Raw genomic sequence first — 26535 nt, forward strand, 5'->3', positions numbered from 1 at the left:
TTATAAACTCAAATTACAATCCACAAACTGCATTATAATCCCTAATTTTAAACTCCCTATTTTTGTAGTATGAGCATAATCAAAGCAATATTGGTAGATGATGAGCAAAGGGCAAGAAATGTTTTGTCTAATTTAATAAAACGTTGTGATCTCAATATAGATATTCTTGCACAATGCAGTTGCCTGGAAGATGCTGTCGAAGAAATTAAAAAACTACAACCCGATGTTGTTTTTCTAGATGTACAAATGCCAAATTATGCGGGGTATGAGATCGCAAACTTTTTTGAAGAAATGAATTTTGATATCATTTTTGTAACCGCTTTTGATGAGTATGCCATAAAAGCTTTTGAGTTGTCTGCCATAGATTATCTGGTAAAACCTATTGATAGACAGCGATTGATAGAAGCCGTAGAAAAACTACAAAACAAAATAGAAAAGCAAAAAAAGATCGAAGATTATCAGGTTTTGCTAAATACCATAAAAGAAAAAGAATTAAAACAAATTATACTTCCAGAACTGGGCAATAGACGTATTATCGATATTAACAGCATTATAGCAATAGAAGCAGACGGATCGTATAGCAAGATGTATACAACAGAAAGTAAACCTGTAACGACAAGCAAAAACCTAAAATACTTTGAAAACTTATTGCCCGAAGAATCCACCTTTTTTCGCTCTCACAGAACCTGGATCATAAATTTAAAGTATATTGAAGTTATAAACAAAACCAGCCTAACCATACAGCTGGCACAAAATATAACCGCCAAAATATCAAGAACACGTTTTAGTGCTTTTGAGAATGTTATTGGGTAGATATTATATATTAGTCGCCCTAAGTTTATTAGTGCCAAAAGCAGTTATAAATACAAACCGATGACCATAATGAAAATAAAAAAACTCTATAAAAAAATTATAGATACAGGTATTTATTCGGATAATAAAATAGAACATAAAAGAATACGTTTATTAAATGCCTTTTGTTTAACATGGCTTTTATCTATTCTGGTATTTATTGCTACAGATACTTTTTTTTCTAGTATTTTGTTAAATGTGAGCTTGCCAATGCATGGCATAACAATTTTAGTAATTTTAGGGATATTTTTTCTTCAATACCATAAGCAATATTTGATTGCTCGTGTCGTATTTATTTTATCGATTATTATAGTGACATATATTTTTGCAAATTTTCTAGGGCCATCTGGTTTAATGGAAAATTACTACTTTATATATCCCTTGGTTGCACTTGTGTTAATTGATAAAAAATGGGTAACATTATCAACAATGGTCTTGTGCTGGTTATTGTATTGTATTCCTTTTGTAATACAAGGTAATTTATATGCAGGTATGCAGGTAAACCCAATATTGATCTTATCAATTTTTGTAGGTACCTATGTTATATTAAATTACTCACAATCATTAAACAGGAAAAAGGAAATCGAATTAAAAAAGAACAAACAAGATCTTGAAGCAGCCTATAAAGAATTAGAAGTAAGTAAAAAGAATGAATTAGCATTTTTACAATTAAAGTCGCTTAAGTCGCAAATGAACCCTCATTTTATATTCAATTCCCTTAACTCTATTCAGGATTTAATTCTTCAGCAAAATACCGACGCCTCTTATGATTATATTGTATTATTTGCCCAATTGGTTAGAAATACCCTAAACTACTCGAATAAAAACTTTATTGCTATAGAAAAAGAATTAGAGTTTTTAGAAATATATCTTCAGTTAGAAAAGTTGAGATTCGAAGATGATTTTATATATACTATCCAACATACCAATACAGAAGGTTTGTCTGTTCCTTCACTAATCGTACAACCTTTTATAGAAAATGCGCTGATTCATGGTTTACTGCATAAAGCAGGTAAAAAAGAACTTACTATAGATTTTACTTTTACAGATCATTTATTATGTACTATTACCGATAATGGTATTGGCAGAAAAAAAGCAAAAAAAATCCGGGAGCGACAAGGAGGGCACCATGAATCTTTTGCCTTAGAAGCCATACAACAACGATTAGAAATCTTAAAAGAACAATATGGTACAACGGTAGGTTACCATGTATTTGATTTATATGATGATAAAACTCCTGTAGGAACCAAAGTAGAAATCAGGATGCCTTTTCAGAAAAAATACTAAGAAGTTAGGAATATAGATTTTATAAGAGATTAAACATGAAAAAAAAATAGCAGCATGGTATAAAAAAATAGTGGCTACAGGTACCGGTAATCAACATTCTGATACACAAAATAAACACACAAAACTGGTTAATATTTATGTGCTTATCTCTTTACATACCGCATTGATATTTTATGTAGGAGACCTGTTTGTAATTCAAAAACATTGGATCTATCATTGCATTACCTACTTCTCTTTTGTGTATATGGCAGGTATATTTATCCTAAATAAAAAAAAAGAGTTTAGTTTCGCAAAAATAGCATGGATCGCCTATCTATTTATCTTTATCAATCTATCGGCATTACAAGCCAATCCAGGAATTTATACCGAATATTATTTTCTTTTGGTACCAGGAATTTGTTTATCGGTGCATCAAAAAAACATTATTCCGGTTATAGCTACTATATTAGGCTTCATCTGCTTTTTTATCCCCTATTATTTCTTTGCAATTTATCCCGAAGATCACCCCAATAGAGAACAGTTTATTGTTGTAGGAGCTTTGTTTTATAGTGTATATGCCATAGTTAACTATTTTAAAAAACTGAACATAAAAAATGAACTCTCTTTAAAAGAAAACAACAAAGAGCTTCAAAAGCAGAATAGTATTATAGAAACTCAAAAATTATTACTAGAAAAAGCATATGCAGAATTAGAAGTAAGTAAAAAGAACGAACTGGCATTTTTACAACTTAAGTCACTTAAGTCTCAGATGAATCCTCATTTTATATTCAACTCCCTTAACTCTATTCAGGATTTAATACTTCAGCAGAATACAGATGCCTCTTATGATTATATTGTATTATTTGCCCGATTGGTTCGAAATACATTAAACTACTCTAATAAAGATTTTATTGCTATTCATAAAGAATTGGAGTTTTTAGAGATATATCTTCAATTAGAAAAATTAAGATTTGAAGATGATTTTACATACACTATCCAACACACCAATACAGAAGAGCTATTTGTTCCTTCACTAATCGTACAACCTTTTATAGAAAATGCGCTGATCCATGGCTTAATGCATAAAGCAGGTAAAAAACAACTCACTATAGATTTTACCTTTACAGATTATTTATTATGTACTATTACCGATAATGGTATAGGCAGAAAAGAAGCAAAAAAAATTAGGGAACGACAAGGAGGACATCATGAATCTTTTGCTCTTGAAGCCATACAACAACGATTAGAAATCTTAAAAGAGCAATATGGTACAGCAGTAGGATACCAGGTATATGACCTATATGATGATAAGCTGGCTATAGGAACAAAAGTAGAAATCACAATGCCTTTTCAGAAAAAATACTAGTCTGCACTGTTGCAGTTTCTGTATTCTAAATTAATCCCAAGTCCTGTCAGGTATTCTATCCGTAAAAAAAATAATGAACCTCTCGCGGTTGGGAGGAGCATATAATTTTAAAATACTTACCTCTCGCGGCTGGCAGGAGCATATATTTTTAAAATGTTTATCTCTCGCGGCTGGCAGGAGCATATAATTTTAAAATATTTACCTCTCGCGGTTGGCAGGAGCGTATAATTTTAAAATATTTACCTCTCGCGGCTGGCAGGAGTATATAATTTTAAAATATTTATCTCTCGCGGTTGGCAGGAGCATATAATTTTAAAATATTTATCTCTCGCGGTTGGGAGGAGCATATAATTTTAAAATATTTATCTCTCGCGGTTGGCAGAAGCATATAATTTTAAAATGTTTATCTCTCGTGGTTGGGAGGAGCATATAATTTTAAAATATTTACCTCTCGCAGCTGGCAGGAGCATGTATTTTTAATAAAGAATTCAAATACGGGATAGTCAAACAAGAAAAATTAAAAAAAGAAGCATTACTGGGGTAATGTTTTATACAATAGAGACATATACTATAAATAACCATTGAAATTTGGACTATATGTTTACAGTGACCAATCTAAAAATGCTTCGCAAAGAAGAAATGGTAGAACTATTAAGAAGCACCGTTGATATTTGTGATAAAAAGGATACCAATACATTACACATAACCAGTCAGGTAGAGGCATTAAGAAGCATTGTGGAGCAACTGGATGATGCCCTTGTATATAAGCGGGAAGAGGAATTCACCAAAAAACTAAAACTATTGGATAGAGAAAGAGATGAAGCAATTACAGGTCTTAGGCATGGCTTTGTAATGAACACCTATCACTCACATCCTGAAACAAAAAAAGCAGCACAAAAACTGTTAGACCGGGTAGATAGTTATGGTAACAGAATTGCGCGTATGAATTATGAATCTGAAAGTGCAGTATTGCATAACCTTGTTAATGATCTGGAAACAGAACCGGATTTGCAATTGGCACTACAACTGGTTGGCTTGCAAGATTGGGTTAATCGTCTTAAAGTAGCCAATAAAAAATTCAGGAAGCTGTATTCCCGGCGTATTGCAGAAGAAAGCAAACAAGACAAAACCTCGTTTATAGCCATAAAACCCGAAGCCATAACAGTGTATATGCACTTGATAAACAGGATAAATGCATATATCGAACTGGATGAAGCAAAGCAATATCAATCCATAAAAGATGAGATAAATACTTTGGCAGAACGCTACAAGCAGATTATAGCCAATCGCAAAAAAAATACTGCACAAAACTAGATACACTATCTAGCTAAGCGGTATCGCTGCAATTTTTATAAAGCAAAGAAAGAGGGGGGATTTTTAAACCTTCAAGGTTTTTCGAAAACCTTGAAGGTTTAAATTGGTGCAATTCGTTAAATAGGTTAAATTCTAAAAGAACAATATATATTTTCGTAAGCATACCTCATCAGCTTGCTCCCAGGTTATTGATTCTTCAAATATAGTAAGCAGCCACTCTATTTAGATAAGGTATACTTCCTGTTATCAGTAGTATACCCTCCTTTTTATAACAGTTTTTTTCCATTCACAAACTCAAATAGCATTTCACAAACTCATTTGTGCTCTTCTACCGGGTTGTCTGTATTATTGTCGTCAATTATAAACTTTTAAAAGAAAACTATGGTGCAAAAAACTACGCTAATAAATATTTCAACTTGGGTATACACTGCATTTTTTATACCCGAAACAGAGACGACTCTTCTTTAGTAAATAATCATAAGAGAGAAGAATACATAAAAAAACAATAATCAGGGGTAACTTTTTACTTCGTTATTACTCCCTGTTACAAATCAAACCCAAAAATAAAAAAAGTAAATTATGAAGAGCAATTGTATTTGGAATGTAAGTAAACTATGTATGCTATGCATGACTATAGTAATCCTATCTTGTAGTAAAGATGATGATGCACCGGCACCTAATAATGCCCCGGTGATCAAAGACCAATCTTTTAATGCGTCTGAAGCTATAAAAGACGATGCGATATTTGGCACCGTTACAGCTACCGATGCCGATAAAGACGAGTTAAACTATAGCATAACTGCCAATAGTAATGACTTGTTCGAGATTGCCAAAACAGGAGATTTAAGCCTTGTCGCAGGCAAAACATTGGATTTTGAAACCAAAACCACACATGAAATTACTGTAGAGGTAACCGACGGTAAAGCCAAAGCGGCTGCAAAAATTACCATTACGGTTATTGATGCAGATGAGAATATGCCCCCTGTTATTGCTGCACAAAGTTTTAACATTGCAGAGAATAGCTCTTTAAACACTATTGTAGGAAAAGTAGTGGCTACCGATCCAGATAATGATAATCTTACCTATACCATTACAAATCTTGCCGGTGCTTTAGCCGAATTTGAGATAACAGGCAATGAAATCAAACTAAAATCCGGGTTTTTAGATTACGAAGTCCTTACTAATCATACGGTAACAGTTACTGTAAATGATGGTACACATACGGCATCAGCACAGGTTACTATTAATGTTACCAATGTTAATGAAGCACCAACATTCCCTGATCGTAATTATACCTTTAGTCAACCAGAAGATATCGGTGACACGGTTATTATTGCTACGGTAACGGCTACAGATCCTGATGGGGATAATCTAATTTATACGCTTAATAATAATCCTGGTAATCTTTTTGAAATCAACAGTGCCGGTGAAATTAGTTTATCAACAGGGAAATTTTTAGATTATGAAAACCAAACAAGTCATACTGTTACAGTACAAGCAAACGATGGAGACCTTATAGCCTTGCAACACGGAGTACGTATTAATGTAACCGATGTAAATGTACCAGCAGTAGATGCATCAGGAAACGTATATGTAGCCGATGAGCGCAATAAGCGTATCCGTAAGATCATCATTCAATAAATATAGTTATGCAACCCTCATCTCAGGTTTTAGGACTTGAGATGAGGTTGTTGTTTAATGAACAAGTGTATATGCAAAAATGTAAACAATGAACAAAATGAAAAAAACATCAAAAACCTTACTATTATTTGTAGTTGGTGCTGTTTTAGTTTTTACTAATTGTAGTAAAGATGATGATGCAACGACGACTCTACCGGTTAATAAAGCACCAGAGATTGCTGCACAATCCTTTAACGTATCAGAAACTGCAGCAGATACAGATGTATTTGGTACTGTAAAAGCTACCGATGCAGATAAAGACGAGTTAAACTATAGCATTACGGCAAACAGTGATGATTTGTTTGAGATCACCAAAGCAGGGGCACTAAGCCTGGTAGCAGGAAAAACATTGGATTTTGAAACCAAAACCACACATGAAATCACTGTTGAAGTAACCGATGGTAAAGCCAAAGCGGCTGCAAAAATTACCATTACAGTAACCGATGGTAATGATGCACCTGTAATAAACGCACAATCTTTTACCGCTATAGAAACTATAGACGATATTACAATAATTGGTTCTGTAATCGCAACAGACGAAAATGGAGACCCAATTACGTATAGCATTTCAACCAATAGTGATGCTTTATTCGAAATTACAACTACAGGCGAATTAAGTTTGGCTACAGGCAAAACATTGGATTTTGAAACCAAAGGTGTTCACGAGATCACTATAGAGGTTACAGACGGAAACTATAGTGTTTCAGAAGTTATTACAATTAATGTAACAGATATTACCACAGTAAGTACGTTGGCAGGAGATGGTTCTCTTACCGTGTTTCATGCTCCTCAAGGGTTAGTAGTAGACGCTTCTGGTAATGTATATATTGCAGATACTTATAATCACCGTATTAGTAAAGTTACACCTGCCGGGGTGGTTAGTACGTTTGCCGGGGGTGTTCTTGGTAACGTAAACGGAACTGGTACCGCAGCGCGATTTTATTTTCCTATGGAACTGGCAATGGATGACTCGGGTAATATATATGTAACAGATCAAGGGAATCATTGTATCCGAAAAATTACGCCAGCCGGAGTAGTTAGCACATATGCAGGGAGTGAATTTGGATTATCGGGTAATACAGATGGTATTGGTGGTGCAGCTAGATTTACTAGCCCAGTAGGAATAACAATAGATGCAAACAATATTATATATGTGACAGATGAAAGTAGTCATCGCATACGCAAAATAACACCAGCAAAAGAGGTAACAACTTTTGCAGGATCTAATTCTGGATATGCAGACGGTACAGGAACAGCAGCAATGTTTAGAGCTCCTACAGGAGTAGTAACAGATAGTTCTGGAAATATTTATGTAACCGATAATGGAAATCACCGTATTCGAAAAATTACCTCTTCTGGAGTAGTAACTACTCTTGCAGGAAGTAGCCGCGGTTATGCAGACGGTACAGGTAGTGCAGCTCAATTTAACTATCCTTCTTGTATTACTATAGATCCTTCTGGAAACTTGTATGTTACAGATACTAGGAATCACCGTATTCGTAAAATTACTTCTACAGCTGTGGTAAGTACTTTGGCAGGAATAAATAGTGGACATGTAGATGGGGATGCCAGTATAGCAAAGTTCAAAAGTCCACGAGGTATTGCAATAGATGTATCCTTAAATCTGTATGTTACCACCTCAGGTAATCTAGTTCGAAAAATCACACAATAATAATCCTAATCTTATAAACCATGAAGATAATAAAACGACTGTTGCTATGTACAACATAATTTTTAATACAGTAATTACTATAAAAAAAACTAAAATGAAAAAAATAGCACTCTTGGGATTATGCATATTATTTTTTGCTAATAACCTAAAAGCACAAAATGAAATAAAACATCAAACACAAGAACTAGAATCTATACAAGTAGGTAATTATACAGGCTATTTAACACACCAAAGTAGCGATGGTACTTATGAAGGAGGTTTGGATGTATTGGTGTATAAAATCACTCAATTTAAGGAGTATACCATTCAGCCAGGAGCACATAAAGAGGTTTATATGCTATTTGGAGAAGATCCTGATCGTCCTGATAATCATGAAGAAACTATGTTTTTGCCAGATAATGAAGCGTTTCCGATAACCTATGTTCAAAAAGTTTACGAAGGAAACCCGGCAATGCAAAAAGAGATTGGATATTCCCCCAGAATTAATAGACTGTCTGATGGAAATCGAATAGTTTTTATTGATGGTAAAATTTATATGATTAAAGATTGGGTGGATAAGGATAATTACAAATTGGAAGCTGTATTAGAATTTCAAGCTAAAAAAATGGGAGGTTTAAAAAAGATGAAAGAAGTGATGAAATCTCCTAAAAAAATGAAAGAGATGCAACCTCATAAAACCCTTCAGGAATATTTAGATAACGCGTATAGTAAACAGCAAGAGGTATATGCAAAATGGATAAAGAATCCCAAAAATGCAGCACTTATTGAAAATATAGATCAGATTAGAGAATTTATAATAGGAGCTATTAATAAGCAAAGAGATGACTGGTATAATTCTGCAGAGTATAAGCGTATTAAAGAAAGAAATGCAGATGCCAAGCAAAGCAGTCTCGAAAACGAAGTGACTATTAGAAATAATACAGGAAAAGATATTTATATATACCAAGAAGGCTCTAGCAATGGATCCAGGGTTTCTGCGAATGGAAGAGGTACTTTTAATTGTAAAAAAAACCTGTACTATAGCTTTAGCGGAAATTCATCTGCGAGTAAAGGAACTCTGGCTAATAGTGCAAATCAAAGCTGTGGTACAACCGTAAATGTAAATTAAAAGTATTTGTAGTTGACTTTACAAGTAATCCTACCTTGATTTGAATTTGTTTTTAGAAAATTAAAACTTTTTCTGGAACGATTGAAATGGATAACCAGAGGCAGACAATTATTACGTCTGCCTCTTTGTTATTTATAATATTTATACTTTTTATGTTGATTTACTATTGCGTAAGTAGTTGTTGTAATTGGTAGCTATAGTAAATTCAATATATATTGCTTAGATATAAGATATCTATATTGATATAACAATTCTTAATAACTTTACTGTAAGGTTTATGACCAAATTGCTACTTTTACACTATATAAAATGAAACAATCATGTCTGATACAATAGAAAGAATAAAATGTCTTATTATAGGTTCTGGGCCAGCAGGATATACAGCAGCAATATATGCAGCAAGAGCAGATCTTAAGCCAGTTATGTATACAGGAATGGAGCCGGGAGGACAACTAACAACGACTACAGAGGTAGATAATTTTCCCGGGTATCCAGAAGGAATAGATGGACCAACAATGATGGTACAATTACAACAACAAGCAGAACGTTTTGGTACAGAAGTACGTATTGGGATGGTAACTGCAGTTGATTTTAGTAAAAAAGTTGGAGGAATTCATAAAGTTACTGTGGATAATACAACACAGATTGAAGCAGAAACGGTTATTATTTCTACAGGAGCTACCGCAAAATATCTGGGATTACCCAGCGAACAAAAATTACGAGGGGGAGGTGTTTCTGCATGTGCCGTTTGTGATGGGTTTTTCTATAAAAATCAAGATGTAGCAATTGTTGGAGCAGGGGATACCGCGGCAGAAGAGGCTACATATCTTGCAAATATATGTTCTAGTGTAACCATGCTGGTACGTAAAGATCACATGAGAGCATCAAAAGCTATGCAGCACAGGGTAAACAATACCCCAAACCTTAAAGTATTATATAATACAGAGGTAGATGAGGTTTTAGGAGACCAGGTAGTAGAAGGATTGCGAATGGTAAATAACCAAACAGGCGATAAGACCGAAATAGAAATTACAGGGTTATTTATTGCTATTGGTCACAAACCTAATACCGATATCTTTAAAGGGCAATTAGATATGGATGAAACCGGATATCTGATTACCGAAGGTAAATCAACAAAAACCAATTTACCAGGAGTATTTGCCTCGGGAGATGTACAGGATAAAGAATACAGACAAGCAGTTACTGCTGCAGGAACAGGATGTATGGCTGCTCTGGATGCAGAACGATATCTGGCAACTGTAGAAACAGGAGAAGAAGTTTCGGCTTAAGAAAAATATCTGTTAAAAAAAATCCTGCTTGTTTAGCAGGATTTTTTTAGTTTAATTTAAACCGACTGGGAGAGTAGTCTATATCTTTTTTATATAAAATAGCTTCATTAGTAAAGCTTTTTATATGTATTTGAGGTTCGCCAAGTAAGTATATTTCGGTTTTATCTTTTGCCTCTATATTAATTTCTTTATTGGTAAGGATATAGCAATCACTATCTCCTTCTGCTAGTAAAGACGTAGTAGCAGCATTTAATTTTTCGCCATAAAAATCAGTATCACTATCTGTTCTTACTACCATTGATTTTACTTCTCCTTCTAATTTTGCAGAGGCTTTTTGATATAAGTCTACTTTAAGCGTATCTGCAGTGATTATTCCTTTTAGCTCTGCATTTTCATTAATTTGATAAATTGCTTCGTTTGCAGTTGCGTGTAATCCTATAGCAGATTTACCATTAGCAATGCAGCTAATTTTATCTGCATCTACAGTTAAAAAAACTTCGGTATTATTATTTGCATTAATTATAAGTTCTGAAGTGTTTATAGGGGATAATGACTTTATATTTACCTTGTCATATAATTCTATTTTTTTTAGTTTGGAAGCGTAATAAATATCAATATTCAAGGCTTTTGCCCGTCGCATATCCTTAGTAGATGTAATAGTTAATACACTATCGATAACTTCTACTTGTATTACCTCTTGTAGATTGCTGTCTGCTTCAATTTTAACTTGATTGTCATTACTTTCATCTAATGTTACTTCAAAACCTTCATGAATTTCGATAGTATGAAAACTCTCTAAGTCTATACGTTCTGTACTTACTATTTTATTGCCTTTAATCTTTTCTTTTTGTCCGTATACATTTCCTAATATCAGAAGTGTAAAAAGTAATCCCAGTAATGTTCTCATATTTGTGCGACATTTATTATTATAAAACAGAATTTTTTACGTTTAAGTATAGTTTTACTTAAAACTTACTGCAAATATAAACAGACTTATATATAAAGTTTACGTGACAAGGATAGATATTAAATTGCATGAGAGTACAACAAACTTCCTTTTTTTAGGGTTGTTTGGGCATGACCGCAAGGGCCAGCCTGTCAAACCTTCAAGGTTTGTGTAAAACCTTGAAGGTTTCTAGAACTTAGCCCAATCTAATCAATAATAGCGGGTAAAAGATATTCTTTCATTATTTTTTCTACCTCATTAGGTTTATTATATGCTATTGCAGTAATAACGATAACTAAAGGAAGGTCTTTGAAAATAAAAATTTTGTTTCCGCCGTTTCCACTACAATACGAAACTTCATAAGAGATATTGTTTATGGTATATTTTTTATTCCAAAATAAATACCCGTAAAATTCATCTTTTGTATGCGGTAATTCTATTTGTGGGGCAAGACTGGTTTGTGTCCATTCTTTAGTAAGTATTTTATTTTTATTCCATACCCCGTTATTTTTATATAGCTGCCCGTATTTGGCATAGTCTAAGGAAGACATTCGTAAACCACCTGCAGTATTAGCTATTTTTTGAGGAGTGTATTCCCATTGATAATTTTGAATCCCTAAAGGTGCAAACAATTTTTTATGCGCATATTTTTCGAGTCCATCAGGAACTTTTTTGTTTAAAATATCTCCTAAGATTATTGTGCCGGCGGTATAATAGGACCATTTTTTATCATTTGTACTTTCCTTGTACATAGGCTGGTCTAATGCAAATTGTAACCAATTGGGAGTAGGGTACATGTTTTCTTCATTTCCGGGAGAATCAGGATTACTATCGTCACCATCTATTCCCGAACGCATCATCAACAAATCTTTTATAGTTACAGTTTCCTTTTCTGGGCTATAATTTTTGAAGCTTTTAAGGGTGTAGAAGGTATGTAATGTTTGATTTTCGTCTTTAATATATTTGTCTTCTATGGCGATCCCAAGTAGTGTCGAAGCAAAAGATTTGCCCACAGATCTGGTATCATGTAGCGTTGTTCTATCTGCTCCGTTAAAATATTCTTCCAACAACAATTTATGATTTTTGATTACAACAATACTGGTAATATCTTTAAAATCTTCTTGTAATATTTTTTTGTTCAACTCTTTTATTTTTTGTGTATCGTACTTGTCTTCAGAAATATCCCATCCGCTATCTGGTGCTATAGATTGTACTTTTATTTGCTCTTCGGTTACTTTTGGTTTTATCACATTTACCGTTATTTCTCCTTTTGCAATTATGTTTCCTGTTATGATATCTTTTGTTTCTAGATATGGACGGATCTCAATTTTCAGAGAATGACTACCTTCGGTTAAAGACTCTTCTCCACCACCTCTTTTCATAAATCGCATCCATAAAAATCTACCCCAGGAGTCTTCGTTGGCAGAACTTATAAAAGGTTTTCTAAATACAGTAGCGGTACTTTTTTCAGCAGTAGTTCCTGCTCCTTTGTTTAAATTTTCTTTATATATAAGAGTATTATCTACATAAAATGAGAACTGAAAATTACCTTTTGCTAAAAGCTCTTCTGTAGATAAGTTAGTGTCTAGTTTTTGAAAATAATGTAATAAAGGTTTATCTAAAAAAAAGCGAATATTAAGGTCTTTGCAATCTTTTAGATCAAAAGAGGACAAAATATCTTTTTTGGAATAATCTTTTGGTGGGAGAACATTTTTTACAAAAGTAATTTCGCCAATTGTATTGTTTTCAATTTCTTGAAGTATACTTTTGTGTGCTGCTATACACGAATTGATAAAACAAATAGATAATAGAAGGATGTATGTTTTTTGTAGTTTCATATATATAATTTTAAGGTAAAGATGCACTCTTTGTTTTTCTTAAAATTGTATAGAATTAACATTAGATATTTGTTTTTTAAATTTTGAAGGAGTGCAATTATACATTCTTTTAAAGCTGGCTATAAAATGACTTTGATCGTAAAAACCACAGGCATAACCGATCTCTGTCATAGATAGGTTTTTATCTGTCATTAATAAAATAGCGTTATTAACTTTTACTTTTCTTATATAATCTCCCAAAGTGGTATGAAAGTATTTAGGGAACTCTCTTGATAAATGCATAGGATGAATATTCAGGATTTTACTTATATTGGATAGAGAAGAACATAGCTCGGGTTCTTTTTTTAGAATCTCTGTTAGTTTTTTTACCCATGTTGGGTTCTTGGATTGTTTTGTGTTTTCTACTTGGTCGATTCTATTAAAAACATCCAGTAGTAACGCATCTATACTTAATTGACTGTCGGGATCGTTTATTTTTGTTTCGAAGAAAATTTTATTCATGATTTCTTTGATAATCGGGCTTTGTAAGTTGATGCTTCCTTCAAAATGTAAGGAGTTTATATCGTATTTATCAAACCATTTTTTATTTAATTCTATATGAAACCCTCTGGTATATTCCGGGGGTTTAATATTGTAATGTGCATCCTGCCAATTATGAAATACTAGACTCCCTGGAGTTAAATACTGGCTTTCTTTTTTGTTTTCTTCATATAATTTACCTTCCAGGAGATAAGTGAAATATGGATTTTCATGGTAATGCCAATCTACTTTTTTATGGGTATATTCTGTATCTGTGGTTATAAAACCGTTGTATTGTGTTTTTTGTTTATGACTTCCAAAATACTCACCATTGCTTAATTTTTTCATAGGTGTAAAGGGGTATATGGTTTCTTTTAAATAAAACTGCCCGATAAACAAAAGGTTGGTTAGTTTTGTTTATCAAGCAGCTATTTTTGATTGATGAATTTTAAAATTTTTAATGTCTTCTCACATTTCCGCCAGAATTATCAGCTTCAGACACTTTTTCTGGGTCACCATAATATACGATATCTGCGCCGCTGGTAGCTTTACCTGTAAATTCGTTTTTTGCATAGATTCGTATCGAGGCGCCACTAGTAGCTTTTGCTTCAGAAACAAGACTTAACAGTTCTTCTGCACGAATATCTGCGCCACTGGTAGCATTTGCATTATGTTTGTTTACTTTTCCTTTTATTTTTATCATTGCTCCACTGGTAACAGAAGAAGTTACTGTTTCGGCTTTTATATCTAATCTAACATCTGCACCACTGGTAGCACTTAAGTCTAGGTTTTTTTGCACTATAGCCTCGTTAGAAGATATACTGGCACCACTATTTACAGACACTTTTTGAAGTTTATCGTAAGATACAAATACACTTTTTTCGTCTGCAGAAAATATATTGTCATCAGATGTAACGTATAGGGTTGTACCTTCTACATATACTTGTATGTGATCGTGCAGATTTTTGTTGGCATTTACAATTATCTTTTTATCAGAGCTGTTTACAAGGATTACATCTATGCCTTTACTAGCTTTTACAGCATCAAATTTTTGACTAATGGTTCTTTCTTTTTTGATTACTTCTCCCTGGCCTTTAATTCCATTAAAAACAAGATTGCAAGAGCAGCATAATAAGGTTAAGAATAAGGTTACTAAAATTTTGGCTAGTGTGGTCATGATTGTTTGTTTTTATGATTGAACTGTTGTTTTCTTCTCTCCTTTTTTTTGTAAGATATAAAAGGAGAGAAGAGTTTTTTGATGGATTTAATTTTCGGTTTTTATTTTTATTCCGTTCTCGTCTATTTTTAATTTTACGGGTTCGTTATTAAGTTCAACACCGTTTTCATCGATTTTTAGTTTAAAATCTTCCCCGTCAGAATTTATATTAATATTTACTCCACCTTCATTATCTTCAGATTCGTGATATTCCCATTCATTTTCATCATCAGAACAGGTATTACATTCCAGTTTTCCTTGTATTAATTTTGTGTATTCACCTTCTTTACCATCTATAGTTATATAATCATCAAATTTCCAGGAGTTATTGAATTTAGAGGTGTTATCATCTGCAAATATGGTTATCCCTTCTGGTAATGTTAGTGTAATTTTTACTTCTTGACCTCTGTATTTATTTACAAAATCGGTTATGGCGTAACTATCAAGTAAGAGGGTATTATTGTCCACCTCATAGTTATATTTAAGGTTTTCGGCTCTTTTAGAAGCTTCTTCGTATGATCTTCCTTCAGCTTTCTTTTCTATACTAATGCCTACCAATGAATCCCTTTTGGATGGTTTTAAAAATATTTCAATATCCTGAAATACTAATACTTTGTTTCCTTGAGGATCTCTCTTAATTTTATAATCATTTTTGTGTTGCAAATATTTAACATATCTATTGTTTCCTGTCATTTTTATGGTTAGAGTATCTTTTTTAGAAATTGGAAGCATTTTTTTCTCGGTAATTACTTCGGCATCGTAAGCTTCGAGAGTTGCTTGCCTGAAACCAACGATTGCCAATCCTATTATCGAGAGAATCCAAATTCCTAACAAGCCTAATTTAGCAGGGGTTCCTATAGATCTTAGATTTTTTATTAAAATTTTTAATCCTACAATAAATAAAAAGAAAAACGGTATTCCAACAACAAAAAAGGACAGTAAGGATATTAACCATAAAGGTACATCGGGATGGCTGCTTACTTCAAAGTATTCTACCCATGGCATGTCCATAAAACCAAATGTCCCCAGGGTAAACAGACCAATAAACAGACTAATTAAAGTAACTCCTGCTATTATAATAAGAAGCACTCCTGTAAATTTCATAAAAATCTTTAACAAAAATAGTAACACATCTCCCAGAGCTTCAAAAAAAGTAGTGGAACTGCTTTTTACTTTATTGCTATATTTTTGATAGTCTACATTTTTTACAGTATCAGCTACACCTTCAAAACCTTCTTTAATTTTTTTTTCTATATTGCTAATATTAACAGCTTCACCTTTCATTGCCAAAAAATCGGCTGTTGTTTTTGCTTCGGGAGCAAAAATCCAAAAGGCAATATAGATAAGTACAAATGCACCACTAGAAAAAATGGTGAATAACACCCATGCCAGTCTAACCCAAATTACTTCTATTCCTAAATAGTGCCCTAATCCGGAGCTTACCCCACCTATATAAGAGTTTGTGGTATCCCTAAACAATTGTCTGGATGTTTTTGGGGTATGGTAAGATGTTTTAGGTTCATCTTCAAAGATTTCTTCATCTAATCTGTAATCTTCAGGTTGTCCCATTATATCGATAATTTCTTCTACCTCTTTGGTACCAATAACCTGTCGTTCGTCTTTTATTTTTTCACTAAACAACTCTGCAATACGGGCTTCGATATCTGCTATGATTTCGTCTCTGCCTTGTGAGTCGGTAAAGGAACGTTTTATAGCACTTAGATAACGTTGCAGTTTTAGATAAGCGTTTTCGTCGATGTGAAAAAATATGCCTGCCAAATTTATATTAACTGTCTTGTTCATTTTACTTCTTTTTTTGTTTGGTTACCAGGTTTACAGCATCCTGTAATTCGTCCCAAGTGGTGTTTAATTCTTTAAGAAACAGTTTTCCTGTTTCTGTAAGTCCATAATATTTACGTGGTGGTCCAGATGTAGATTCTTCCCAACGATAGTTAAGTAATCCAGCATTCTTTAATCTGGTCAATAAAGGATATATAGTACCTTCTACCACAAGCATTTTGGCATCTTTAAGGGTTTCCAAAATTTCAGCTACATAAGCATCATCGTCCTTTAGGATAGAAAGTATGCAATATTCTAGAACACCTTTGCGCATTTGCGCTTTTGTGTTTTCTATCTTCATAAAACTAATTTTTAATTGTTAAACTGTTCATTTTTTGATTGATGTTTGATGGTTGTTTTAAAATATAGGTTAAAGAGTTTTTATAGGTTTTATATCTAAAAAAACATAATTGATAAGGTTATATTTTAATATAGTCCCCCTCTTTTTATTATTAGGCTACTTTATAAATCGTATAGTTAATGGATATTTATAGTTTTCTCCCTTATTAGCTTTTAAAGCTGCCGAAATCACAAAAATTATTTCAAGAAAAAATCCAATTAGTGCTATGATACCAATAAATGAGGCTCCTATAAGAGTTCTAAAACCTCCTGCGTCAGAAAAATTAATAGAGATGTCATTAAAATGAAATAAATCAGAAACACTGGCATCTCCAAGTACATTGAAAATAAAAAATGGAAACGAAAATATTCCTAAAATAACAGTATATAATAAAATACTTAATTGAAAATTAATAGCTTCTTTACCATGATCGTCTATAAAATTGGATTTATCTTTATTAGAAGACCATAAAAGTATGGGAACAATATAATTGCCAAAAGGAATAAAGTATTTTGAAAAAGCTCCTAAGTGCATGAATGTTGCGATATTTTTTTGATTTTTGATTGACATTTTTAAAAGTATATAATAGTTTCTTATGCAAATATATATCTAAAAAAAGGTATTATGCAAAACATAGTACCATAATTTAACATATTTTTAAGATTTAGAATTGTTTTATTGGCAATTTCTTTTACCTATATTGTGAGAATTAAAAATAGAACCGATGAATATTACTCCAGGAAAATTGAATGCATTTTTACTATTTAAACTACCTTCTGCATGGTTATGCGGGGTACGGGTAAAAAATATAAACAGCACCAGTTGTACTGTTGGTGTAAAACACCGATGGATAAATCAAAACCCTTTTAATTCTATGTTTTGGGCGGTACAAGGAATGGCTGCCGAATTGACTACAGGAGCATTAGTGACTGGATATATAAAAAACAGTGGAAAAAATATTTCTATGTTGGTAGCAAATAATAATGCGACTTTTACCAAAAAAGCTACTGGCAGGATCACTTTTGTTTGTAATGATGGTAATTTGGTAGAAAATGCAATTAAAAAAGCAATTGAAACAGGAGAAGGGCAAACAATATGGATGAAAGCGGTAGGAACTAATAAAGAAGGTATAGAAGTTTCTACATTTAATTTTGAGTGGGCAGTTAAAATAAAGAATAAGAAATAATTTTTTGTTTGATCTCTTGTCAAAGATATTTATTATCAGATACTTGCTTAAAAGCAATATATGCTTTTGTAAACATATCCACGAGTTTGTCCCCGGGGTTGTTAATTAAAAATAAACACCCAATATGTAACACTTTGTTAAAAGTGTTTACTTATTAATAGACTATTCATTACCCTATCATAAATGATACAGGTAAATAATTTTAAACATTAAAAAAATGACAGCACACGAAATTGACTATGAGATAATAGGAGAAGAAATGCAATATGTAGAAATAGAACTGGATCCGCAAGAAGGAGTAATTGCAGAGGCGGGAAGTTTTATGATGATGGAAGATGGTATAAAAATGGACACAATTTTTGGAGATGGCTCAGATAAGAATAAAGGGGTCATGGGCAAAATCTTTGGAGCGGGTAAACGATTATTAACAGGAGAGAGTTTGTTTATGACAGCTTTTTATAATCAAGTAAACGGTAAAAAGAAAGTAAGTTTTGCTTCTCCTTATCCGGGTAAAATTATTCCTATAGATTTAACTAATTATGGAGAGAAATTTATTTGTCAAAAAGATGCATTTTTATGTGCAGCCAAAGGGGTGTCCATCGGAATAGAGTTTTCCAGAAAGTTGGGCAGAGGGTTATTTGGAGGAGAAGGGTTTATTATGCAAAAGCTAGAAGGGGATGGTATGGCCTTTGTTCATGCCGGGGGTACTACCTGTAGAAAAGAACTACAACCAGGCGAGAAATTAAAAGTTGATACAGGTTGTATTATTGGTTTTTCTCAAGGTGTAAATTATGATATTGAGTTTGTAGGAGGTATAAAAAATACTATTTTTGGAGGAGAAGGTTTGTTTTTTGCAACCTTAACAGGCCCGGGAGTAGTATATATTCAATCCTTGCCCTTTAGCAGGTTAGCTAACAGGGTTTTGGCTTTAGCTCCAAGATCAGGAGGTAAAAGTAAAGGAGAAGGAAGTATTCTGGGAGGTATAGGAGATCTTTTGGATGGCGACAACAATTTTTAACAATGTTAAATAATCGCTAAAATACTATCTAATGGTTTTATTTGCATATATTAGCTATAGTAATTTTAAAAACTATAGGATTATTCCTACATTTTTTATTTAAACATAATGTTTTTTAACCCCTGTTAATTTATGGCTAGAGCAATGTTTGATTACACTAAAACTGTACTAAATAAAGTGAGTTTTGATGTTAATCTTTTTACAAAGGAAGTTCTAAAAGCACTAAACAGACTGCTTCCACACGAAATTGAAGAATTGAAAATCTGGATTAAATCTCTAACAGTAAAACAACCAGAATTAGAATCTTGTTTAATCTATCTAAAAACATAAAATAAAAAGCGGCTATTTAGTCGCTTTTTATTTTTGCTAAAGGGCTTATAATTTGCACATTTTGAAAAGTAATAGCCCCTTTTACAACTCCGGCTATAGTAGAATGCAAAGCTTCTATAATCTGCATTTTTAGCTCACTTTTATTAAAAATAAGGCTAACTTCTCTTGCAGGGGATGGATCATTAAAATAGTGCAGGTTATTTTTCTCGCTCTCTTTTATATCCAAAGTGTGTAAATATGGTAGAAGTGTCATACCCAACCCTTCGTTTGCTAATTTTATAAGGGTTTCAAAACTTCCACTCTCTAATTGAAAATGATCGTCTTCATAACTTTTTTTTGTTTTACACAAATTTATTACCCCATCTTTAAAGCAATGACCGTCTTCAAGTAGTAGCATGTCATCGATATCCAGATCTGAGGCATCAATTTTTTTGTTTTTATTAAGTCTGTGATTATAAGGAATATACCCCACAAAAGGTTCGTAATATAAAACCCTTTCTTTTATAAACTCGTTTTCTAGTGGAGTAGCTGCAATTGCAGCATCCAGATGACCATCCTTTAATCGTTCTATAATTACTTCGGTATTTAACTCTTCAATTTTTAATTTTACTTTTGGGTATTTTTTTATGAAATTATTTAAAAACATAGGCAGTAATGTTGGCATTACCGTAGGGATTACCCCCAATTTGAACTCTCCACCTATAAACCCTTTTTGTTGATCCACAATGTCCTGGATACGCTCACTTTCATTTACAATATTTCGCGCTTGTTGCACAAGTTTATTGCCAATTTCAGTTAGTTCAATTGGCTTTTTACTACGATCAAAAATGAGAATATCCAGTTCTTCCTCTAGTTTTTGAATTTGCATACTTAAGGTAGGTTGCGTAACAAAAGTTTTTTCTGCAGCTTTAGTAAAATTTTGATGCTCTGCTACTGCTAAAACATATTTTAATTGAGTAATAGTCATAGTTCATATTATTGGAGAACAAAAGTATAAAAGGTATTGATGTTATTTATTAAATAATTATTAAAAATTTGTTTTATCTATTGTAAAATTTCTTCACATTAATATTAATTGTTCAAGTGGCTTAAAAAAAACTACATAAATTTTTTTTATAAGAAGATAAATTATAAGAATCACACAAAAAAACAGATAGTATGTATTATTGATACATTAGCATTGCAAAACCAACAATAAATATACTATACTATGATAAAAATTAAAACTTAGTTACTTCAAGACTAATCACCTCTGCTTTTTAAAAACAGGATATAAGTGGATTAAAACTTTTAAAGTCATTACGATTTTAATCTATAATAACCCTGTCATCATATTATGTTTTCGACAAATTCAAATGATATTATGTTTATAATTCCATTTGTCTTTACTTGAAAATTTCCTCAAAGGCCAGAATAACACTATCGGTTGGATTTTGTTTTAATGGTTATAGTAGTAAACAAAAAATATCTTTTAATATAACCCCACATTATATATGATAAAAATATTTGATTTCATTAATAGTATAAAAAAGGAGTACGATATAACTCAGCTACCTTTTTTGAAAAAACAACTAGAAAGAGTTAGGGCAACACAACCTTATAAAGGTGTCAAAATCCTTCATAATATACCATTTACCAAAGAAACTGTTCTGAAACTGGAAATTTTATATGCAGGAGGAGCAGAGTTAACAATAACTTCTCCAAGTTTTATGCAAGTAGATCCTGATTTGCTTAATCAGTTTATAATATCCGGAGGGAATTGGGTAGAAAAAGTTATACCACAAAACCTCTCTTATGATATTTGTATGGATTGCGCAGGGGAACTTTTAGGACTGGCCACCCCTAAAATAGGAACAGTAGAAATTACAGGTACAGGCACAAATAAATATAGAGAAGCAAAAACCAATTACCCTGTTATTTCTGTAGATCAAAGTAAGATCAAAAACTTAGAAGCTGTATTGGGAACAGGTGAAGCGTTTGTAAGAGCTTTTATAGAATTATCTAATGAAAATATAAAGGATAAAAAGTTTATGGTTTTTGGATATGGAAAAGTAGGAAAAGGGATAGTACATTATTTAAAAAAATACACCAAGGATATTGTCGTTATAGACATATTAGAAGATAATCTAAAAAAAGCATTAGAAGAAGGACTTACTCCTGTATCTGCTAATAATAAAGAATATATAGAAAAGCTGGCATCAGAAACATTTGCAGTTGTTACAGCTACAGGGATAAAAAATGTAGTTTCCAAAAGCTATGACCCAAAAGCTTTTGCTTCATGTTATTTGGCAAATATGGGAGGTGAGGATGAATTTGGGGATGGTTTTGAAAATAAAGATGTTATGTGTGATAAAAAACCAATTAACTTCTTTATCGACCATCCAACTCTAATTCGATATTTAGACCCTGTATTTTATGCTCATAACATGGGGATAGATCTTTTATTATATGCAAATCTACAAAATGGGTTACATCCGTTTCCCGAATTTTTGTCAGAAGAAATAGTTACTGAATGGGAACATATTTTTAACGAAAAATTAAAATAGTAATGAAAAAATTAAAAAAAATAGTAAAATATTGCTATTTAAAAACACTGAAGGGAGGAAAATGTCCAATCTTTACAGCAATAGAAGCAGAGTATAAAAACGAATTTAAAATTCCGCATTACGGATTTCAATATACTCATAAAATGAATGAAGTTGTAGGAATGATGATTGCAGATTTATATGAATCTATAAACGCCAAACCAAATGATATTTTTGTAAGAGCAGCATACGAACAGTTGGCAAAGGAAGTTATATGGCAATTTGAGTTTCTGCAAAATAGTGATATGAAAATATACTTTGAACCTTATGAAGGAGAAGGAGAGCCTTATAAAAATAGCTTTGAAATGCTTAATGATTTGCATAACTATCACATGTATTTTTTTAAAACCGAATGTGGTTTTGGAGAGGAAGAATGTGATGAAAAAGATAACATTATGCTTAACAAAACAGGAATCGTAATCAATGGTTATGAATTATTGATTAATGATGTATTTAGAATTATCCACGATATTTTTGGGCATGCAGCTTATGGATATAGCTTTGGACCAATCGGAGAAGACTATGCATGGATAACGCACAGTCAGATGTTTACCCCTTTGGCCAGAGCAGCAATAACTACAGAAACCAGAGGGCAAAATTGTTGGGTAAATTATGGTCCGCACATGCGAAAAAGCAATTCAGAATTATATAATAAAAATGAAGAAGGGTGGTTGCACCCAGTTGAAAGACCATTTGCAAAACAAAAAATGATTCTGTTACCAGAAGCAGTTAGTGGTATTAGATTATTAGAACAAAACAATATTGTATATGGTACTTTATTAAAACACTGGAACCCCTTTTTAAATTTAATACATACACATGGGTATAGAAAAGCATCTCGAAGAAGCATATTTACAAACGACATATATAGTTTATACTAAAAACAAAGAATATAGTTTACATATTTCTGAGTTTAATGAAGAGTTTATGGATTTTTGTTCGATCAAAAAAATTACAAAATGGGCTATTATAACAGCATACAATCCATACTCTGAACTTTGTTCCTTAAACGATAATGAGGATAACAATAAAAAATTAAAGAAAATAATAGAAATAAAGAACTTTCTTTTTTTTGATGCCGAAGGGGTTCCTGAAGATGATAGTTGGAGTTCTGAAAAAAGTTTTTTTGTCTACAACATTAATAAAGAACAGGCTATAGAGATAGGTAACCTTTTTAAACAAAATGCAATAGTATATGGTAGTGCCAATTCAACTCCAGAGCTGCTTTTTTTGGTATAAAATATTAAGAAGCAATTTTGTTTGTTGCTCAATGCGTATAAAAACCGTTATACCCTTGTTTAGATATAGATACCTTTAAGACGCCTACTTAAAATTAAGGGTTATCCGGGATTGGTTGGCTATAGCTTAAATTTATACTATGTTATAGTCCAAAAATCATTTTGGTTATTTGGGTTTTGCTATAAAACAAGAGATAACACAAGTGTCTTTCGGGACCATTGATAAATAGTATTTTGTAGTTTTACTTTTTATAATAATCTGTTTTTATTACAGTATTTTCGTTGTACAACCCAAAAATAATTTCACTAGCAGAACTTGTTATATTTAGAAAAGTTACATTGGTCGTGATTTCCTCTTTTCTTTCTTGTGTTTGTATGAAAATAGAGAGTATTAAAAGTGTGGCTAAAGAAACCAGGGTTTTCATAAGATAAAAATTTTGGTTATTTGTTTTTGATGATTCAAAGATCTGTAAAGTTTTATAGGTATACGAATAATAATAACCGGGTTGTTGTTTTTTAAGGACGAAATGTACGTCTGTTTTTTATACCAATTATATTTTTTCCTCATTAAGCGTTTTATTCCCAAAAGCTCGTCAAAATGTATTAAAAATGTTGATTTTAATGGTTTTCGACCTCAGGCATAATACTATAAAAAATCTTAACTTAACGACATTGATAATTCGGGTTAAAAATATCTATCTCTTGGGCTTCTTGAAAAGATTTAAGGTTTTACAGGACTCTTTATTAAACAGAAAAAAGCATTTCGGTTATTTTGGAGAAACAATTTTTAACATGAAATTTACTCAATAATAAACTTTTCTTAACCAAATGGTATTTCGTCTGTTTTTACTTCAATGTAGATTTGTGATGGCAAAAGATCAATGCTTTAATCCCTTATTAAGGGTTTAATTTACCGGGGCTAGCCTCGAAAATGAAATATATTTTTTGGAAACATAATTTATGGTCATGTTTTAAGGTTGTTGATTTATTTGGATATACCATCTTGGTTTGGTTGTTAAAATAAATGAATGAAGATTTTTTTAACGATAGTACTAATATTAAGTAATTTTTATTAACACGATCAGGATGTGGTTTCCGAAAAATATATAAAAAAGATAATAAGAAAACCATGATTATAGTTATACACGATATTTTTAAAGATTTATCCTGTACATCCGGTACTTCTTTTATGAATAAGATTTTTTGATATATAATACAAGTTGAATAATTTTTAAAAAAATCTGTTTAGTAGTAAAAGAAATTTTTTATTTGATTTTAATGACATGATATTATAAGTAAAGATTTTTAATTCAGAAAAATTGATTCGTGATCAAACTGCTTTTATGCAGATAATAAGGTTTTTATGAAATTAGGTATATCAATTGAAACCTTATTAGAAATCAAGAACATTTCTGTTTTTTTTTACAGGATCAATTTTTTATAAAACCGGTTACGTGTTTTTCTGTTTTTGTTCGTCATAGAAGTGATTTGTGTTTTTTTTTGAATCCCACATTAAAGGGTTCATTATTCTGAGCTTGCCTCAAAAATAAAATATCCTTTTTAGAGGGCATACTTTTTGAGCTTATCGAGTGTTGATTGAAAACAAAAGTGTTTAAAATATTTATGCAATCAGGTAATGCAATAATATAACCAGTTTGAGCTTAATGTTGGATTGATTTTTTTTAAATAGTAAAAACAACATTAAGCAATTTTAGATAATTTTGATTCGCATTGTGGAGTTTAATTTTCTGGGGTTTGCCTCGGGGTAATTGACTTATGAATAAAAAAAATGCAGGGTGTAATAAATTTAACACTTTTGGGATAGGGTAATACATATATTAAATGTTGTGCATACAACATGCCAAAAAAAGAGATGGATATTTTATATATAAAGAAGAAACTTTTAAATAAATAATGGGTTTTAAAAATAAGAAGGTTTTGATAACTGGCGGACTTGGTTTTATAGGTTCTAATTTATCCATAAAACTAGTTGAGCTAGGGGCAAAAATTACAATTATCGATAGTCTGATTCCCGAATATGGCGGGAATTTGAAAAATATCGAATCAATTAAAGATAAGGTTGCTGTTAATTTCTCAGATGTTAGGGACGAATTTTCAATAAAATGGTTGATTAAAGATCAGGATTATCTTTTTAATCTGGCGGGGCAAACCAGCCATATAGATTCTATGACCAATCCTTTTCAGGATCTTGAAATAAATACAAAAGCACAATTATCTATTTTAGAAGCTTGCAGGAAACATAATCCGAATATAAAGATTGTATTTGCAAGTACCAGACAGTTATATGGCAAACCTCAATATTTACCTGTAGATGAAAACCATCCTATAATTCCGGTAGATATAAACGGAATTAATAAAATGTCCGGAGAAAGTTATCATATACTTTATAATAATGTATACGGAATTAATTCGAGCGTCCTTCGGTTAACAAATACTTATGGGCCAAGATTGAGAATTAAAGATGCACGACAGACTTTTTTGGGGATATGGATTCGAAATCTTTTAGAAGATAAACCCTTTTTGATTTTTGGTGACGGTAAACAGATCAGGGACTATAATTATGTAGATGATGTTGTAGATGCTTTTCTTCTGGTAGCTTTATCGGATAAAACAAGCGGAAAAATTTATAATCTAGGAAACGAAGCTCCGATTTCTTTAAATACTACCGCAGCTCTTATGGTAGAAGCCTATAAAAAAGGAGCTTATAAAAATATCCCTTTTCCTGAGGATAGAAAAAATATTGATATAGGTGATTTTTACGGGGATTATAATAAGATAAAAAAAGATTTGGGATGGTCTCCAAAAATTACATTTGAAGAAGGTATTGAAAGAACTTTAAAATATTATGAAAATAACTTAAACGATTATATTTAGATGATGATCCCTTTTAATGATTTCAAGAAACATTATCA

At 32.0% G+C, this 26535-nt stretch carries 24 protein-coding genes; 15 read left to right on the plus strand and 9 right to left on the minus strand.

The features are described from left to right. Positions 1–69 precede the first annotated feature (69 nt). The 8 genes from ACZIYX_RS09900 (at position 70) to trxB (ending at position 10547) form a co-directional block, all read left to right on the plus strand. A complete protein-coding gene (locus tag ACZIYX_RS09900; protein WP_462682068.1) occupies positions 70–813 on the plus strand; it encodes a LytR/AlgR family response regulator transcription factor in 744 nt (247 codons plus the stop codon). A gap of 69 nt (positions 814–882) precedes the next feature. Beyond that, complete coding sequence (locus ACZIYX_RS09905) at positions 883–2139, plus strand: sensor histidine kinase (protein WP_462682069.1); 1257 nt, start codon at positions 883–885, stop codon at positions 2137–2139. A 70-nt stretch (positions 2140–2209) separates the two neighbouring features. Further along, positions 2210–3484: a sensor histidine kinase gene (locus ACZIYX_RS09910; RefSeq protein WP_462682070.1), complete on the plus strand. Its 1275-nt coding sequence runs from the start codon at positions 2210–2212 to the stop codon at positions 3482–3484. 597 nt (positions 3485–4081) lie between these two features. Then, positions 4082–4798: a DUF6261 family protein gene (locus ACZIYX_RS09915; protein WP_462682071.1), complete on the plus strand. Its 717-nt coding sequence runs from the start codon at positions 4082–4084 to the stop codon at positions 4796–4798. A 579-nt stretch (positions 4799–5377) separates the two neighbouring features. Continuing rightward, positions 5378–6439 carry a cadherin repeat domain-containing protein gene (locus tag ACZIYX_RS09920; RefSeq protein ID WP_462682072.1) on the plus strand — a complete coding sequence of 354 codons (1062 nt, stop codon included), beginning with the start codon at positions 5378–5380 and terminating at the stop codon, positions 6437–6439. 97 nt (positions 6440–6536) lie between these two features. Further along, positions 6537–8150 carry a cadherin domain-containing protein gene (locus ACZIYX_RS09925; protein ID WP_462682073.1) on the plus strand — a complete coding sequence of 538 codons (1614 nt, stop codon included), beginning with the start codon at positions 6537–6539 and terminating at the stop codon, positions 8148–8150. A gap of 94 nt (positions 8151–8244) precedes the next feature. Beyond that, positions 8245–9258, plus strand: coding sequence for a hypothetical protein (locus tag ACZIYX_RS09930; RefSeq protein WP_462682074.1), 1014 nt, complete (start codon positions 8245–8247; stop codon positions 9256–9258). Positions 9259–9578: 320 nt separating this feature from the next. Beyond that, positions 9579–10547 carry a thioredoxin-disulfide reductase gene (gene trxB / locus ACZIYX_RS09935; RefSeq protein ID WP_462682075.1) on the plus strand — a complete coding sequence of 323 codons (969 nt, stop codon included), beginning with the start codon at positions 9579–9581 and terminating at the stop codon, positions 10545–10547. Positions 10548–10593: 46 nt separating this feature from the next. Here the strand turns inward: trxB and ACZIYX_RS09940 are convergent, their stop codons facing one another. The 7 genes from ACZIYX_RS09940 to ACZIYX_RS09970 form a co-directional block, all read right to left on the minus strand. Beyond that, positions 10594–11454 carry a GIN domain-containing protein gene (locus ACZIYX_RS09940; protein WP_462682076.1) on the minus strand — a complete coding sequence of 287 codons (861 nt, stop codon included), beginning with the start codon at positions 11452–11454 and terminating at the stop codon, positions 10594–10596. 245 nt (positions 11455–11699) lie between these two features. Beyond that, a complete protein-coding gene (locus ACZIYX_RS09945) occupies positions 11700–13331 on the minus strand; it encodes a serine hydrolase domain-containing protein (protein WP_462682077.1) in 1632 nt (543 codons plus the stop codon). 39 nt (positions 13332–13370) lie between these two features. Continuing rightward, on the minus strand, positions 13371–14198 hold the full coding sequence (locus ACZIYX_RS09950; RefSeq protein WP_462682078.1) for a helix-turn-helix domain-containing protein: 828 nt from the start codon (positions 14196–14198) through the stop codon (positions 13371–13373). A gap of 109 nt (positions 14199–14307) precedes the next feature. Further along, on the minus strand, positions 14308–15027 hold the full coding sequence (locus ACZIYX_RS09955; RefSeq protein WP_462682079.1) for a head GIN domain-containing protein: 720 nt from the start codon (positions 15025–15027) through the stop codon (positions 14308–14310). Positions 15028–15114: 87 nt separating this feature from the next. After that, entirely contained in the window at positions 15115–16869 is a 1755-nt protein-coding gene (locus ACZIYX_RS09960) for a PspC domain-containing protein (protein ID WP_462682080.1), read from the minus strand. 1 nt (position 16870) lies between these two features. Then, complete coding sequence (locus tag ACZIYX_RS09965) at positions 16871–17206, minus strand: PadR family transcriptional regulator (RefSeq protein WP_462682081.1); 336 nt, start codon at positions 17204–17206, stop codon at positions 16871–16873. A 156-nt stretch (positions 17207–17362) separates the two neighbouring features. Continuing rightward, complete coding sequence (locus ACZIYX_RS09970; RefSeq protein WP_462682082.1) at positions 17363–17815, minus strand: DUF4870 domain-containing protein; 453 nt, start codon at positions 17813–17815, stop codon at positions 17363–17365. A 154-nt stretch (positions 17816–17969) separates the two neighbouring features. On the opposite strand from ACZIYX_RS09970, the gene ACZIYX_RS09975 reads away from it, so the two are divergent. The 3 genes from ACZIYX_RS09975 to ACZIYX_RS09985 all read left to right on the plus strand — a co-directional run bounded on the left by ACZIYX_RS09975 (position 17970) and on the right by ACZIYX_RS09985 (position 19779). Beyond that, on the plus strand, positions 17970–18431 hold the full coding sequence (locus ACZIYX_RS09975; RefSeq protein WP_462682083.1) for a DUF4442 domain-containing protein: 462 nt from the start codon (positions 17970–17972) through the stop codon (positions 18429–18431). Positions 18432–18648: 217 nt separating this feature from the next. Then, entirely contained in the window at positions 18649–19449 is an 801-nt protein-coding gene (locus ACZIYX_RS09980) for a TIGR00266 family protein (protein ID WP_462682084.1), read from the plus strand. A 132-nt stretch (positions 19450–19581) separates the two neighbouring features. Beyond that, positions 19582–19779, plus strand: a complete 198-nt coding sequence (locus ACZIYX_RS09985; RefSeq protein ID WP_462682085.1) for a hypothetical protein — start codon at positions 19582–19584, stop codon at positions 19777–19779. Between the two features lie 16 nt (positions 19780–19795). Here the strand turns inward: ACZIYX_RS09985 and ACZIYX_RS09990 are convergent, their stop codons facing one another. Continuing rightward, positions 19796–20746: a LysR substrate-binding domain-containing protein gene (locus tag ACZIYX_RS09990; RefSeq protein ID WP_462682086.1), complete on the minus strand. Its 951-nt coding sequence runs from the start codon at positions 20744–20746 to the stop codon at positions 19796–19798. Positions 20747–21272: 526 nt separating this feature from the next. On the opposite strand from ACZIYX_RS09990, the gene ACZIYX_RS09995 reads away from it, so the two are divergent. From ACZIYX_RS09995 to ACZIYX_RS10005, 3 genes are read left to right on the plus strand one after another with little or no spacing between them, the layout of a single operon-like run. Further along, positions 21273–22325: an NAD-binding protein gene (locus ACZIYX_RS09995; protein WP_462682087.1), complete on the plus strand. Its 1053-nt coding sequence runs from the start codon at positions 21273–21275 to the stop codon at positions 22323–22325. Positions 22326–22327: 2 nt separating this feature from the next. After that, on the plus strand, positions 22328–23245 hold the full coding sequence (locus ACZIYX_RS10000; protein WP_462682088.1) for a hypothetical protein: 918 nt from the start codon (positions 22328–22330) through the stop codon (positions 23243–23245). Then, positions 23184–23603, plus strand: coding sequence for a DUF3293 domain-containing protein (locus ACZIYX_RS10005; protein WP_462682089.1), 420 nt, complete (start codon positions 23184–23186; stop codon positions 23601–23603). Before ACZIYX_RS10000 ends, ACZIYX_RS10005 begins: the two co-directional genes overlap by 62 nt. Positions 23604–23844: 241 nt before the next feature. Here the strand turns inward: ACZIYX_RS10005 and ACZIYX_RS10010 are convergent, their stop codons facing one another. Then, complete coding sequence (locus ACZIYX_RS10010) at positions 23845–24027, minus strand: hypothetical protein (protein ID WP_462682090.1); 183 nt, start codon at positions 24025–24027, stop codon at positions 23845–23847. Positions 24028–25516: 1489 nt separating this feature from the next. Here ACZIYX_RS10010 and ACZIYX_RS10015 point away from each other — a divergent pair. Further along, a complete protein-coding gene (locus ACZIYX_RS10015; protein WP_462682091.1) occupies positions 25517–26497 on the plus strand; it encodes a GDP-mannose 4,6-dehydratase in 981 nt (326 codons plus the stop codon). The last annotated feature ends 38 nt before the right edge of the window (positions 26498–26535 follow it).

The organism is Aquimarina sp. (genome assembly GCF_977115655.1).

Coding starts and splice junctions, on each gene's coding strand:
- ACZIYX_RS09900 (WP_462682068.1), top strand. CDS start 70: ATGAGCATAATCAAAGCAATATTGGTAGATGATGAGCAAAGGGCAAGA.
- ACZIYX_RS09905 (WP_462682069.1), top strand. CDS start 883: ATGAAAATAAAAAAACTCTATAAAAAAATTATAGATACAGGTATTTAT.
- ACZIYX_RS09915 (WP_462682071.1), top strand. CDS start 4,082: ATGTTTACAGTGACCAATCTAAAAATGCTTCGCAAAGAAGAAATGGTA.
- ACZIYX_RS09920 (WP_462682072.1), top strand. CDS start 5,378: ATGAAGAGCAATTGTATTTGGAATGTAAGTAAACTATGTATGCTATGC.
- ACZIYX_RS09925 (WP_462682073.1), top strand. CDS start 6,537: ATGAAAAAAACATCAAAAACCTTACTATTATTTGTAGTTGGTGCTGTT.
- ACZIYX_RS09930 (WP_462682074.1), top strand. CDS start 8,245: ATGAAAAAAATAGCACTCTTGGGATTATGCATATTATTTTTTGCTAAT.
- trxB (WP_462682075.1), top strand. CDS start 9,579: ATGTCTGATACAATAGAAAGAATAAAATGTCTTATTATAGGTTCTGGG.
- ACZIYX_RS09940 (WP_462682076.1), bottom strand. CDS start 11,454: ATGAGAACATTACTGGGATTACTTTTTACACTTCTGATATTAGGAAAT.
- ACZIYX_RS09945 (WP_462682077.1), bottom strand. CDS start 13,331: ATGAAACTACAAAAAACATACATCCTTCTATTATCTATTTGTTTTATC.
- ACZIYX_RS09950 (WP_462682078.1), bottom strand. CDS start 14,198: ATGAAAAAATTAAGCAATGGTGAGTATTTTGGAAGTCATAAACAAAAA.
- ACZIYX_RS09955 (WP_462682079.1), bottom strand. CDS start 15,027: ATGACCACACTAGCCAAAATTTTAGTAACCTTATTCTTAACCTTATTA.
- ACZIYX_RS09960 (WP_462682080.1), bottom strand. CDS start 16,869: ATGAACAAGACAGTTAATATAAATTTGGCAGGCATATTTTTTCACATC.
- ACZIYX_RS09965 (WP_462682081.1), bottom strand. CDS start 17,206: ATGAAGATAGAAAACACAAAAGCGCAAATGCGCAAAGGTGTTCTAGAA.
- ACZIYX_RS09970 (WP_462682082.1), bottom strand. CDS start 17,815: ATGTCAATCAAAAATCAAAAAAATATCGCAACATTCATGCACTTAGGA.
- ACZIYX_RS09975 (WP_462682083.1), top strand. CDS start 17,970: ATGAATATTACTCCAGGAAAATTGAATGCATTTTTACTATTTAAACTA.
- ACZIYX_RS09980 (WP_462682084.1), top strand. CDS start 18,649: ATGACAGCACACGAAATTGACTATGAGATAATAGGAGAAGAAATGCAA.
- ACZIYX_RS09985 (WP_462682085.1), top strand. CDS start 19,582: ATGGCTAGAGCAATGTTTGATTACACTAAAACTGTACTAAATAAAGTG.
- ACZIYX_RS09990 (WP_462682086.1), bottom strand. CDS start 20,746: ATGACTATTACTCAATTAAAATATGTTTTAGCAGTAGCAGAGCATCAA.
- ACZIYX_RS09995 (WP_462682087.1), top strand. CDS start 21,273: ATGATAAAAATATTTGATTTCATTAATAGTATAAAAAAGGAGTACGAT.
- ACZIYX_RS10000 (WP_462682088.1), top strand. CDS start 22,328: ATGAAAAAATTAAAAAAAATAGTAAAATATTGCTATTTAAAAACACTG.
- ACZIYX_RS10005 (WP_462682089.1), top strand. CDS start 23,184: ATGGGTATAGAAAAGCATCTCGAAGAAGCATATTTACAAACGACATAT.
- ACZIYX_RS10010 (WP_462682090.1), bottom strand. CDS start 24,027: ATGAAAACCCTGGTTTCTTTAGCCACACTTTTAATACTCTCTATTTTC.
- ACZIYX_RS10015 (WP_462682091.1), top strand. CDS start 25,517: ATGGGTTTTAAAAATAAGAAGGTTTTGATAACTGGCGGACTTGGTTTT.